The organism is Paenibacillus agricola (genome assembly GCF_011440305.1).
Lineage (GTDB): Bacteria > Bacillota > Bacilli > Paenibacillales > NBRC-103111 > Paenibacillus_S > Paenibacillus_S agricola.
Window position 1 is genome coordinate 97,072 of record NZ_JAAOIW010000002.1, and the last position, 13,761, is coordinate 110,832.

Sequence of the window (13,761 nt, forward strand, 5' to 3'; positions counted from 1 at the left end):
TTATCTCTTCACCAGCTTCGCCTGCACTACCAGCCGCCCCTCCTCCGCATCCAGTGTATAGTCGCAGGTAGACAAGGTAATGATCCGATCCGTCGAAGCCAGCGAAGTATTCGTTTCGTACAAAGACCGGGCTTGCATGTCCTGTAGGAAGGTGTAATACGCCTCATCATCAGGAAAATGCGTCATTATATAATTAACATCCGTTGTAGTAAAATAGACCGCAAATATTTCGGCCTGGTAGCTCTCCTCTAAAGTATCATAGCCAAAGCTTCGGTGTGTATCGAAAAAATCGGCTTTCAAATATTGATTCAAGCTGCCAAACATCGAGCCATCCCTCATATCATGGCCATAAATAATCGTATTGAGGCTGCTGCCCGCAGATTGATTGCGATAATCCATAAACATACTACCAGCCCTCATCGCCTCGCGTTTGAAATTCCTTGTTAAATAGTAGTCGTTATCCTTCGCTTGTACAATGGGGTAATCCACAGGCGTATCGTCTATTTTCAGCCATCCCGAAATATCGGCATTCATGCTCAGCAGCGCGTGAAACTGAGGTCGGGCTTTGGCCATTTTGTCATTGGAAGGGCTATCGTTTACGGTACCATTTGGACTTTTGCTCGCGCTGTCACCCGCGTTTCCATCAGCAACCCATTGCACCGTTCTGCCACTGGTATAGATTTCTCTGGCTTCCTCTGTTACCATTTTGTTGCTGTAATAAGAGCTGGCCACGTTATACAAGCTGGCCAGACAATAAACAATGACTGCCAAGCACATAAGCATAACGATCTGCTCGTAGCCTTTCTTGCTCTTCCACCATGTACGCATCATGCAAAGAAAGGTGCGGCCGCCCATGACTTGTGATCATGAGCCTCCACAACCTTCCATTCACCCCTCTCGCTAAATGCCCACAGGCACCATATATAATCCCATGCCGGCCTCTTGCTTAATTATAACATCCACGCCATAAATCGATTTGATCGTCTGCTCCGTTATGACCTCATGGGGCTGCCCCTTCATGGCAATTTCCCCGTCCTTCATAATAATGATGTTGTCACTATACCGAATCGCTTGGTTAATATCATGCAAAACCATCACGATAGTCAGGCAATGCTCCGTGTTCAAGCTTTTGATTAAATCTAATATCTCAAATTGGTAATAAATATCCAAATACGTTGTAGGCTCATCCAAAAATAAAATCGGTGTGCTTTGCGCCAATGCCATCGCAATCCATACTCTTTGCCGTTCCCCGCCCGATAGCTGGTCGATCGTTTTGCCCCGTTTGGCTTGCAAATTGGTGCAGGTAAGCGCCCATTCAATCGCTAACTCATCGTCGGGACTGCTCTGCGCAAACATGCTGCGATGCGGCAAGCGGCCAAAGCCGGCAAGCTTTTCTACAGTCATATCCGAGGGAGCCTCATTATGCTGGTGGACAACGGCTAATTTGCGGGCAAGCTCCTTGGGCTTATAGCCCGTTATTGCCTTTCCGTCCAATAACACCTCGCCGCTTCGTGGCTTGTGATTCTGGGACATTACGCCCAGCAGCGTGGATTTGCCGGAGCCGTTGGGACCGATAATCGTCGTGATTTTACCAATTTCAATATCGCTAGTTACATGTTTTAAATGCTCGGTCTTGTTATCGTGGGAAAATACAATCTGTTTAATTTCCATGGACGCGTTCACTCTTTCTAATCAGGAATACTAGGAAGGGCCCGCCAATAACAGTCATTATTATAGAAGCAGGAATTTCTGTAGGCGCAAGAAGCGTTCTCCCTAGTGTATCTGCCCCCAGGATGAGCAGCGCCCCGGCAAGTGCAGAGAATGGAATCAGCACCTTATGGTCTGAGCCAATCAGAAGCCGGGCGACATGGGGAATCAGCAAGCCAACGAAGGCGATCAAGCCTCCTATGGCCGTGGCTACTGCTGCCAAGAGTACGGCGACTATCGAAATCAGCAGTCTCGCCCGAGTCACATTGAGACCCAGATTATGAGCCGATTTATCCTGCAACGACAATAGGTTGCACCACGAGTAAAGCAACATCGACAAAAGCAGCCCGATCGATCCATACAGAATCATCACCTGTACATCGTTCCACGTTTTCATCGTAAAAATCGAGGTCGTTGCTTGATTAAGGCTTGCCACTGCATAACTCCCCCTGTAATTAAAGGATTGTCCCAAGCCCGTAAAGGTTGCATTGATTGCAATTCCGACAAGAATAATTCGCATGGGGCTCAGCCCGGATTTCCATGAGAAGGAATACACCAGAAAACAGGCAAAAGCACCACCGATAAAAGCAAAAAGTGGCAGCCAGAAAAATAGCGTAGGGAATATCGTAACGAATAATAAAGAAATAAAACCAGCCCCTGAGGAGATCCCGATCACACCAGCATCAGCTAACGGATTTCTCATTACAGCCTGCAATAATACCCCTGAAACCGCCAATGCCGCTCCAACGAACAGCGCAACAATAATCCTTGGCAGCCGAAGGTCTTTAATAATTTGCACATTTTTGTTTGTGCCTGAGAATAGGCCCTGAATCAATTCCAGGCTGCTTACCTTTAAGCTGCCGGTTGTTGCCGAGTATAGGACCACAGCGACCAGCAGAGCAATAACGATCACAAAGCTCCAACCCACTCTTCTACTCATCATTACCGTCCTCTATCAATCATGATGGATATAACATCTTCATTAAAACATCCAAGGCTTCATTGACGAGCAAATTTCCCGTTGTACCAAACAGCTCTTCTTCCAGATCATACACACGATTATTGCTTACCGCGTTAAAATGCTTCCATATATCATTTTTCTTAAACTCCTGATCGAACATGATGATGACTTCCTCAGGCATACCATGGGCGGCACGCAAAATAATATCGGGATTGGACTGCTGCAAATATTCCGTATTCGATGCCAAATATTCGACCGTTTCGCCTTGCACGATATTTTTCCCACCTGCAATTTTGACCAAGTCTCCAATATATGAAAGTTCCGTTGCCACCAAGTAGCTTCCTGGCACACCAAGTAAAATAAGCACGGTTGGCTGCTTCTTCCCTTTAGCTTTCTCATTGATGTCAGCTAGCTTCTGTGTATATTTGGACACAATCGCATCGGCTTGCTTCTGGCGGTTATATTTAGTGCCGAGTGCCAGGATGGCGTTGTTCATCTTTTCCACGCTCGTGAGGTCCAAGAAGCTGGCCTCGATCCCCGTGTTCTTAAAGACTTCTGCCAAATCATATTCCAGCGTCGTCACTGATAGCACTTGTGTCGGATTCAGCGATTTAACAATCTCCATGTCCGGGCTCATGGGATTGCCAACTAACGGAACCCCTGCATATCGCTTGGGTAAATCCTTGACACTCTTGGGAATACCCACTAAATCCATCTCTAATGCATCCATAATTTGAGTTGCCGCTACCGTTGTCGTGACTACGCGATCACCACCTTGATTCTCTGCAGCCGGCGCTACTTCAACGGATGAACAGCCCATTAGTAAAGCAAAAACTGCCACGAGCATACCGATTTTTATCCATTTGGCCCTCATACCTATCGCTTCTCCTTCCCTAATACTTCATTGTTTACCAATGCTTGATTGGTACTTTCAAGCCACGGAGGACACCAGCTGCCTGGCGTCCCCGTGGATGAAAGTCTATTCAAAATCGTTATTTCGTTATTTCGCTTGATCCAGCAGCTTACCGATCAGTGTAACCGCCTCTGCGCGTGTTGCACTTGCATTTGGTGCAAAAAGGTTATTGTCTCTGCCGTTAATTATGCCTTGCTTGGCAGCAACGGCAACATGGGCACGTGCCCATTCTGGAACTTGTTCGGCATCTGCAAACGAAAGGGCTTCCTGTGAATCGGCTGGGAACTTTAATGCCCTGCCGATCATTACCGCTATCTCCGACCGAGAAATTTTACGGTCTGCGCGGAACGTTTGGTCCTCATAGCTGGTAATAATGCCTGCGCCAACGGTTTGCGCCAAATGTGGCGTTACCCATGCAGGAATGCTAGCCATGTCAGCAAAGCTTAGTTCTGCTGCTTGGCCTTCCAATTTCAGCGCCCGGCTGATGATCGTCGTAAATTCAGCACGGTTGATTTCTCCGTCTGGACGGAACGATCCATCCTCATAGCCATTAACGATACCTAATGACACAGCACGCTCAATCGCTGCTTTGCCCCAGTGGTTCTCAATATCATTCAAGGTAAGCTGCCCCGCCTGTGGAGTATCTGGTGTTCCGGGTGCTGGTTGCCCCGTCACTTCCGGAGCTCTAGCTTTGTCCTCGAATGCTGCGGTATCCAGCAGAATATCAAAGTCAATCGTTTCCGCTTTTTTATTGGCTCTGGCAGCAAAAGCTGCGCTGCCATCATCATCTGCTGGAATGGTTTTAGCCACTTCAGGATCAATAGGGATCTCTAGCTCAACCCAGCCATGAAGGGCTGATGTCAAATCCTTGACCTCGAATTTAACCGTTCGGGTATCGTTTGCTTCATCTATGCTGATGAGGTCGGCATCGACCATTTCCCCATCCTTCGCTATCTTGAATTTAGTGAATTTCTTGTTTTGGTTCAAAGTCATTGTAATAAAGCGGGTTTTGTCTTTGACCGTTAATATAGCTGGATGCTTGATTTGCTTATCCATATCCGATATCAGGTTATTTCGATACTGGAATACGGAAAATTCAATAGGGTAATCGCCATTTGCTAAAGATTCTACTGCAGGCTTGGCAGTTAATGAATTGGTTGCATTCTTATCAATGGCCTTCATACTAAACTTATCATATGAAATCTCAATATCGTAGGAATGGAAGTAACCCATTTCTGCCCAATCGACTTTAACCCAGCCCTTGGATCTGGCTGATAAATCCTTCACTTCATATTCAATCTCGCGCGTATTTGTTAACTCATCCTTACTAAGCACTCTGACCTCGGACAATGCTCCACCCTGCTCAACCTTAAACTCCGTGATTTCTTTACTTTGTTTAAGAATGAAGGAAATATACTGCTTACCGCCGGAAATAGTCAGGATCCCAGGTGATATCACATAATCCTGCATGACAGATTTTTGGTCGGTTCCATCCTTTATTATCTTGAAATTAATGCTGTACTTACCGTCCTGTGTAGTGGATGGGTTGGTTATAGTTCCGCCACCTCCTGTTCCTCCTCCTGTTCCACCAGTTCCACCAGTTCCGCCAGTTCCGCCATTACCACCCGTTCCTGGATTTGTCTGATTGTCTGTTAATTTGACAACAACGACCTTGTCAAAATTCAGCTTAAAGGTATGCGTTTCTCCGTTTGCACCTTTAAGATCAATTGCATAAGTAGCAGTTAAATCCTCAGTTTCAAATTGAACCTCTCTTGTTAATTCTTCATCAGCCAATATCCGAACAACTCCGGATTGCTTAAGGGCATATTGCGGTAAAACATCGGCTGTCGTTCCGTCCGCTTTAATAACCTGGATCTTCGAAACGGTCACACCACTTTTTAATTTGAAAGCAGCCATTTTTTTACCATTGACAACCTTCAAGGTACCGCCATTTTCCACATAGTTAGACATTGGCGTTCCTGATCCGTCCTCAGACGTTGCAGCTTTGTAGGTAAACTTGTACTCCCCATCTTTGACTGGCTTCGTTAAGTCTATCGACTGCTCGCTTCCTACAGGCAGGTTGGAGAAGCCCAGCTCTACATCGTACTCATTATCATAGAGGAAGGTCTCGTTTACCTGCCAATAAATGTTTACCCAGCCGTTTAATTTGGCAGTCAAATCGTTGACTTCGAATTTGATTAAGCGGGTATTATTGGCAGTATCATGGCTTACGATTTCTGTTTCTTTTAAGACTCCAGCTTGCTCCGTTTTGAATGATGTGATCTCTGCACTTTGCTTCACGATGAATGAAACATATTTTTTGCCGCCAACTACGGTTAGCTTGCCGCTTGTTTGATCTACATAGTCGTACATAACGGAATTGTCGTTGGTACCTTTTTTGAAGATATTATAGCTGATCGGATATTCACCGTCCGCTATACCTCCTGTTCCAGAATCAATAACGACAACGGATGTTTTAAACACAGTAAACGCTGTTTGTAATAAAGTCAGTGCAGCATCTACCTGCTGCCCATTAGCTGCCGCATCATCAGCCGTTATCTTAGCTAGATTGATGGCTGCCAGCAATTTGCCCTTGGCACCCGTTGGGTATTGACCGTCAGCACTTCCCTCTACAGCTGAGCCATAGGCGATTTGGACATTATTGATGAGTGCATTCAGGATTGATTTATTGGATCCTGTTGCTCCATCGCCTGATGGCAAATTACTGAAGCCAAGCTCAACATCATACTCATTGTCATACAAGAAGGTCGGGCTAACCTGCCAATAAATTTTCACCCAGCCGCTTAATCTTGTGTTTAAATCTTGGACTTCGAATTTAATCAAGCGGGTATTATTGGCAGCATCGCTGCTCACGATTTCTGTTTCTGTCAAAACTCCGGCTTGTTCAGTCTTGAACGAAGTGATCTCGGCGTTTTGCTTTAAGGCAAAAGTAACAAACCTTTTATCGCCCGCAACAATTAACTTGCCGCTGTTTTTATCAACATAATCGTACATAACAGAATTGCTATCGGTACCTTTTTTGTAAATGTTAAAGCCGATCGGATACTCGCCATCCGCTAGTTTAGTTGCAACGGATAATTTGAACTTATCCAAGGCTTGCTGTAGTAATAGTAATGCAGTTGCTGATTCTGCAGGCGTGCCTGTCAAGTTGGCAGCCTCGACATCCGCAGCAGTAATTGCTGACAGGATGGCATTCTTCGCCACCAATGGGTACTGGCCTGGCAAGGTTCCTGTAATTGCTTTACTATTGAATGATTTAGCAGCCGTTACAGCTTTCCATAGCGCGGTATTGTCGATATTGTTAAAATTCAAGCGAATGTCATGAGTGCGGTCATAATTCTGTGATGGCACGACTGTGCGTACCTTAGCATCGATAAGAGCTGATAAATTGTCAACTTTGAATTTAACAACTCTCGTATTCGCTGTGCTATCTGCACTGACAAGAATAGTTTCCACAAATTCACCGTTTTGCTTGACTTTAAATTCCGGTACAGTTGTGCTGTTCGTGACCGTTAAGGAAACATATACAGAGCCATCATTCTCGGTGATTATAGTCGCCGGCTTTCCTAGATAGCTTTCCATAGCTGAGAATGCCTTATCCGTGGCATGGACTGTTGAGTAATTAACCGTACGTACCGCCTTAGCTTTAAAAGCATCGATAGCCGTTTGCAGGGCCGTTGTTGCCGATAAAATTTGTGTCCTTGGGGAAGCAAGATTGGTGCCGACAGATTCGGCTAGCCCGATAGCTTGTAGAAGCTCAGCTTTGGCATTTGTAGGGTATTGCCCTGATGCCGTACCTGCTACAGCCGTATTACTCAATTGCTTGGCAGTAACCACCAAAGTATTTAGGGCTGTAAGCTCGTCAGCATTGTAGCTGATATAAACCGTTTTGGTCACGCTGTTCATTGTATAGGCGAACCATGAGAAGCCTTGCCATAAGGTGTCATTTGCACTATTATCTCGAGCCTCGAACTGATAGGTTTTATGATGTCCGTCAGTACTGTTATTCACCATTGTCATACCATCATATAGATCTTTCCCGAATAGCCCATCAATACCAGGCTTCTGGTAAGAAAAGGAGCTCGGCAAAGCTGCTGGGTCTACAAAAGTAAGATTAACTAAAGCTTGATATCTAGGAAGGGGGTGTTTTAAAATGGTTGCTGTTTGCTTAAATTCATTTGAATAAACCGAATGGTTTACTGTTGCGTTTAGCGAATCGAGAACGATAATACTTGCTGTTGAAGCATGATATTGCTGCGATTTCACACTATCAAGCGTTTTTTTCAAGGCATCAAATGAACTAGTAATTTTTGCGGTAGTAGCGTTGACGTCAGCTACAAGAGTCAAAGCACTATTAATCCTAGAAGTAAGAGTTGGATTAATTAAAGATCCATTGTACTCCTTATCAGAAGTAGCAAAGCCGCTTCCGTTTGAGGTTCCGCTTTCAGTCGTGCCATATGTCTTGGCTATTGCTTTAAGAGCTTGAGCTTCTTCAATCAGTTGATTTAAGGTTTCCTTATTGACGACTATACGCAGAGCTTTGTATGTATTAATCGCTTCATTCAAAATATCGTAGGCAGCTTTAAGCAGCACTGTGTTGCCCGGCGCACCAGCAACGAGGTCTTCCGCCATCTTTATACTGTTATTCAGTTTCGTTTTGGATCCGACTGGGTAGAACCCATCGCCATCGCCCTCTTGGGTGGTGTCATACACGTTACGTCCCACTGTTACCAGTTCGTTAAATATAGTTAGTGTTACTGTAATATTTTCACCATTACCACCCCCAGCGGTGTCTGGAGTTATGAAAACAAGCTTACTTGTATCCAATTTCAATCCGACATTATACCAATAATTATAAGTCGGTGTTAACTGATATATATTATCTTTATCATCAATGTGCATTAAGATATCCTGAGTCTTCAAAGCATCCTCAATATCTACTTGGACAACAATGTTGTTGGGGTCAGTCGATTGTCTGCTTGTAGCAGGTTGATAGCCTTCTATCCCGGTAACAACAGGTACTTTGCCCGCCTCTTCTTTAATTGTGGCTTTGTCTTTGCCAGCAATGCGCGAACCAAAATAGGCAAAAGTAGAATAATCTGATTTCTTAATTTCATGCTCTAGTACCGCTTTGCCATTAAGGACAATAAGCTTCCCAGTGTTTGGTAGCATAAAAGAGTGGGCAGCGGAGGTATCCGATGTTCCGTTTTTCACATACGTGTATATGATTGGATATTCCCCATCGGCTACTTTAGATGGAGCGTCCGCCGCCGAAACCGGTTCAATATGTAAGATGGACAGAAATAATACAAAGGCTAAAAGCATGGCCATAGTTTTCCGAAATAGTTTAGTCAATTCCATTACACTCCTTAAATGTTTCTATATCAAGCTTGTTTATATTCAATTTAAATGGGTTCTACTGAAGACATCAGTAAACAATTATACATATTAACTAAGTTGGAAATATGGTTAAATGAAGAACGGCTTCAATGGATGCAAGCCATTCTTCATTTTGGAAATGATCAGCAGCCGATTCTGGCTACTGAATAAGTATTACAACCAATCAATAATTAATTCCATGTCACCGCTGTGAGGTCCAGCACTTATTTCAAGTAGAACAGGAATATCAGTCGTGTAATCAGCAACAGTGAATGTGAATTCTATGAAGCCACCAGAAACCACACCAGTCAAATCAGTGTAGCTGGAACCATTCCATACTTTTAAATCTGTAACTACAGCGCTGCTGTATTTCAGGGTAACAGTAGTTCCGACTTTAACGGCATCATAAGTAAACGCAGACGCATGTGAAGAATAAACTCCATCCGCATCTAGAAAACGATAGTTTGTAGCATCTGCGAATGCAGGAACCGCCAACGCGAACACCAATACCAACATAGCCAACATCATAGTTACTGATTTTTTCATTGTTCTCATCATTTTAAGTACACTCCCTTAGTTTGGTTTAGTTTTTTCCCTTACGTTTTTGTTCCCTGATACATGATTGCAAGCTGTAACGAGTTTACGTTAAACGATGAATCTCGATTCATTCAGCTCTCCAATGAAGCAGCCTCTCGTCCCCCTTTCCTGAATGCAAGAATGTATGCCACAGAAAAGTAAGTATAAAGATAATGATAATCATTATCATCTTAGTTGCAAAAAAAATATTCTGTGGCTGAGGTACATGATTACCGGTATAACAATGTACCTTTATGTCTTCGGGTTATCCACAACGTGTACATCGTCTATCAATAACCCGATTTTATACATTAATTTCAAAAATTATAAACTACTACTTTATAACTTTTCCAGTTCTTCTTGTTCTCGCCATATAGCCTAGGGATATCAACGCTAGTGGCAGCAAGGTCACCCATATAGCAATCGAAGCTGAATCTCCTGTCTTCGGATTAGCCACAGTGCTGGCATTAGCAACAGCTTGGTTGCCATTGCCATTTGCCGCAACGGGTGCACCTACTGCTGCTGCTGCCGAGGCAGTCTTCGTCGCTTCGACTGTAGTTGTCGCTACCGGCTTGGGAGCTGGCTTCGTTTCTGCTGAAGCAGACGCAGGCGTCGGAGCCACTGCAACGGTGGCTTTGTCTGAGCTTGAGCTAGGTGCAGGTGCGGCTTCTAAAGCTGCTGGAGGCGTGGCGGGAGTTTCCGTAGCTGCTTTAGCTGGCGCAGCAGCTACGGCTTCTGTGCTCTTAATGCTTTTCTCATCCAACATAAAACGGATCGTATAATCATGGTCATAATCAATTGATGGGACGGTTACATGTATTTTTGAAATGATCGGCTTGGATAAGTCGCTTACCGGAAATCTGACAATTCTTTTATCAGCAGCGGTATCTGTGCTAATAACTTTGGCATCTACTAAGCTTGCTTGATTAGGAATCTTAAACTGCGTCACCCATTTGCTATGGTTGATGGGAAGCTGTATTTCGATTTGTCCGTTTTTCACAAACACAGTAGCTGGCTTCTCAAAATAATCATTAGCCATCGATACCGATTCATTTTCTGCTTTGGTTATCGTGTAGTTTAACGTATAAGTACCATCAGCCAGATCGATCGCAGCCTGAGCTGTGGGCATAATTATCAAGGTTAGCAAGCACAATGCTGTGATTAAAACACTTTGTAGCAGTCTTCTTTTTCTCACGATTTATTCTTCCTCTCGGTACTAGTCAACCCAAGTTGTACTAGTTAAATCCTTAGTTATCTTCTCAGGCTATTCTTCAGCCCTACTCAAAGCTTACATAATAACGATAATCATTCTCATTTGATTCACAAAAAAAATGTGACTACGCTTCCCTATTCTTTTGTATATCCGCTCATCCATCATCCTCCTGCTTTTTTTCTGGGATAATTTAGGTGTTCAATTTGTACAACTCCGATACTATCCTACCCAGCCAATAATTGTCAACCCTTAAACCTGTATAATCTTTTTTGAAATTATTGATCAAATATCGTTATAAAATAACCATTGACAATGAGAATCATTTTCATTAGGATTATCTAATATGCAGCTAGTCACCTAAATATTGGGAGGATGATATGGTTAAATACTTACATATTGGTGTAGCGCTTGCCTTTCTTACTGTAACAGGCTGTGGCCAAACCAGCACAGGCAAACAAGCCGAAGCTCCTGTACCAGCGGTATCGGCAGCTTTATCAACAGCAATATCCGTCAAGGATTTTGCCAATCGACAGGCCAGCTTTAAAGAAGCTCCCACCAAAATTGTAGTGTTAAGCAATGGCGAGCTGGATATTATTTATGCACTTGGCAGCAAGGTCGTTGGGCGACCTACCACAACAGAGCCGGTCCCCATTAAAGAAGCAGCCGCAGCCCAGCAGGTAGGATCTACGCATGGTATCGATCTGGAAAAGCTCGCTTTTCTCCAGCCTGATGTCGTACTTGGCAATCATCCTTCCAATATGAAGGATATCCCTTCTGTTGAAGGAATCGGCAGCAAGATGCTGCTAACATCTGCCAATTCGATTGCTGATATTAAAAAGCAGATTGAATTATTCGGTACGATGCTGCAAAAGAATGAAAAGTCCAAGGAATTAATCCAGGCTATCGACGATAAATTAAAACAGATCAACAGCCAGCAGCCAAGTAAAAAACCACGCGTCCTGATGGTTTATGGGGCACCGGGGACTTATTTGGTCGCGTTGAACAATTCGTTAAGCGGCGATATCTTAGTTAATGCCGGGGGAGAGAACATCGCTGCCGATTATCCGAAGCTGGATAATTATCCGCAATATGCACAATTAAACACCGAGAAGATTATCCAATCCGATCCGCAGCTTGTCTTGCTGATGAGCCATGGTAATCCTGATAAGGTGAAGGAAGGATTTCTGAAGGACATGCAGCAGAATGCAGCATGGAATAGCTTAGACGCTGTCAAAAACAATCGAGTTGTGGTGCTGCCAGCTGATTTGTTCGGCACCAACCCCGGTACTCATGTCATTGCTGCGCTAGATTTGTTGACTAAGCTACTTCAAGACGTGAAGTGATTACGATGAATATACAACAGCGCCTTACAAGAAGAAAGCTGGTTATGATTGGACTTCCGCTACTTCTTGTCATCATAGCCTTCTATGGCCTGACCTACGGATCTGTACCTATATCACTTCGGGATATATGGGGCGTGTTCACCTCTCATAGCCAGCCGGTTTATGAGAAGATTATTATGAATTTGCGGCTTCCCCGAGTGCTGATCGGCTTGCTGGTAGGCGCTTGCCTCGCAGCAGCAGGTGCATTGCTTCAGGGCGTTATGCGGAATCCCTTGGCTGATCCGGGTATTATCGGAGTCTCTGCCGGAGGGGGTCTCGCTGCCATTATTGCCATGATCGTATTCCCGCAATTTAGCTACCTGCTGCCAGTAATGGCCTTTCTCGGCGCGTTTATTACTTCTATTGTGGTCTACACACTGGCTTGGGATCGTGGGGCTTCACCGCTAAAAATTATTTTGGCGGGTGTGGCGATCAACGCTTTGTTAGGTGCGATCACCAATGGCTTCATGGTCATTTATAGCGATCGCGTGCAAGCCGTATTACCCTGGCTTGCCGGGGGATTAAGCGGAAAAAGCTGGCATCATCTCGAATTTATGGCGCCGTATGCCATTGGTGGTCTCGTGTTATCCTTGTTTGCGATTAAACCGGCGAACCTGCTGCTATTAGGCGATGAATCTGCCAAGCTGCTGGGCATGAAGGTGGAATGGCAGCGATTCCTGATTATTGTGCTGGCCTCTTTATTGGCTGGTGCAGCGGTCAGTGTAGCTGGTTTGATCGGCTTTGTTGGCTTGGTCGTCCCCCATGCTATTCGCCTGTTGGTTGGCGAAGATTATCGGTATTTACTTCCGTTATCCATTATTGGCGGGGCGGCACTTGTTGTGCTAGCCGACACGATAGCACGCTCGTGGTTCGACCCGATCGAGCTGCCTGTAGGGATATTGCTGGCTGTCCTAGGTACTCCTTTCTTTTTATTCCTGTTGAAGAAGCGAGGCATCATGCGATGAATGCGATCCATACCAAGCGATTACATCTGAAAGCTGGATTTTTCCAGCTTCATGATATTACGGTTTCTTTTCCGAAAGAACAAATAACCGCTATTGTTGGCCCCAATGGTTCAGGAAAATCCACTTTATTGCAGCTGCTAACCCGATTAGTTGAGGCTGACCTTGGGGAAGTCTTCATTAATGATAAGTCAGCCAAGGCTTATAAATCGATTGAGCTTGCTCAAGCCTTGTCCATGCTTACCCAATCCAAAAGCCCCTTGCCTGATTTGACCGCCAGAGAGCTTGTCTCTTATGGCAGGTCTCCGTACAAACGCTTATTCGACCGGATGACAGCGGAGGATGAGGACATCGTGAGCTGGGCGATGAAAATTACTGGAACGAGCAGGCATGAGCAGCGGATGAACTAATGTGTCATATTCGTAATCATAGCTATCCGCATTAGCCGTGGCGTGAATATTGAGCACATCATCAACCCAAGCCAGATAACCATCCGATCCATTACATCTGAATTGCGAATCCAGCTTATTATAGCATCAGCGAATAGACGTTCCTACCCCTTTTCAAAAAAATAGCCCCTTGTCCCTTCACATATCCACCTGCTGCTTGAATATATTTAGTAACAAGCATTCCTTTTTCCTATTGCT

At 44.6% G+C, this 13,761-nt stretch carries 11 protein-coding genes; 3 read left to right on the forward strand and 8 right to left on the reverse strand.

Annotation, left to right across the window (positions count from 1 at the left end; genetic code table 11):
* The 7 genes from srtB to isdC form a co-directional block, all read right to left on the reverse strand.
* Positions 1-855: a class B sortase gene (gene srtB, locus G9U52_RS04925; protein WP_243767152.1), complete on the reverse strand. Its 855-nt coding sequence runs from the start codon at positions 853-855 to the stop codon at positions 1-3.
* A 45-nt stretch (positions 856-900) separates the two neighbouring features.
* Positions 901-1,671 (reverse strand): ABC transporter ATP-binding protein, encoded by a 771-nt coding sequence (locus G9U52_RS04930; RefSeq protein ID WP_166146907.1) that lies wholly within the window; start codon positions 1,669-1,671, stop codon positions 901-903.
* A complete protein-coding gene (locus G9U52_RS04935) occupies positions 1,661-2,647 on the reverse strand; it encodes a FecCD family ABC transporter permease (RefSeq protein ID WP_166148108.1) in 987 nt (328 codons plus the stop codon). The genes G9U52_RS04930 and G9U52_RS04935 overlap by 11 nt, the downstream gene beginning before the upstream one ends.
* A gap of 19 nt (positions 2,648-2,666) precedes the next feature.
* Complete coding sequence (gene isdE / locus G9U52_RS04940; RefSeq protein ID WP_166146908.1) at positions 2,667-3,542, reverse strand: heme ABC transporter substrate-binding protein IsdE; 876 nt, start codon at positions 3,540-3,542, stop codon at positions 2,667-2,669.
* 126 nt (positions 3,543-3,668) lie between these two features.
* Positions 3,669-8,957 carry an NEAT domain-containing protein gene (locus G9U52_RS04945; protein WP_166146909.1) on the reverse strand — a complete coding sequence of 1,763 codons (5,289 nt, stop codon included), beginning with the start codon at positions 8,955-8,957 and terminating at the stop codon, positions 3,669-3,671.
* A gap of 198 nt (positions 8,958-9,155) precedes the next feature.
* Entirely contained in the window at positions 9,156-9,539 is a 384-nt protein-coding gene (locus G9U52_RS04950) for a hypothetical protein (RefSeq protein ID WP_166146910.1), read from the reverse strand.
* A 352-nt stretch (positions 9,540-9,891) separates the two neighbouring features.
* Entirely contained in the window at positions 9,892-10,752 is an 861-nt protein-coding gene (isdC, locus tag G9U52_RS04955) for a heme uptake protein IsdC (protein ID WP_166146911.1), read from the reverse strand.
* Between the two features lie 395 nt (positions 10,753-11,147).
* Here isdC and G9U52_RS04960 point away from each other — a divergent pair, with 395 nt between their 5' ends.
* From G9U52_RS04960 to G9U52_RS04970, 3 genes are read left to right on the forward strand one after another with little or no spacing between them, the layout of a single operon-like run.
* The gene (locus tag G9U52_RS04960) at positions 11,148-12,113 is read left to right on the forward strand and encodes an ABC transporter substrate-binding protein (RefSeq protein ID WP_166146912.1); all 966 of its coding nucleotides are present in this window, start codon (positions 11,148-11,150) and stop codon (positions 12,111-12,113) included.
* A gap of 5 nt (positions 12,114-12,118) precedes the next feature.
* Positions 12,119-13,117: a FecCD family ABC transporter permease gene (locus G9U52_RS04965; protein WP_166146913.1), complete on the forward strand. Its 999-nt coding sequence runs from the start codon at positions 12,119-12,121 to the stop codon at positions 13,115-13,117.
* Entirely contained in the window at positions 13,114-13,524 is a 411-nt protein-coding gene (locus G9U52_RS04970) for an ATP-binding cassette domain-containing protein (RefSeq protein ID WP_166146914.1), read from the forward strand. The genes G9U52_RS04965 and G9U52_RS04970 overlap by 4 nt, the downstream gene beginning before the upstream one ends.
* On the opposite strand, the gene G9U52_RS41575 is transcribed toward G9U52_RS04970, so the two are convergent.
* Positions 13,432-13,638: a DNA/RNA helicase domain-containing protein gene (locus G9U52_RS41575; protein ID WP_166148111.1), complete on the reverse strand. Its 207-nt coding sequence runs from the start codon at positions 13,636-13,638 to the stop codon at positions 13,432-13,434. The genes G9U52_RS04970 and G9U52_RS41575 overlap by 93 nt on opposite strands.
* Positions 13,639-13,761: the final 123 nt, after the last annotated feature.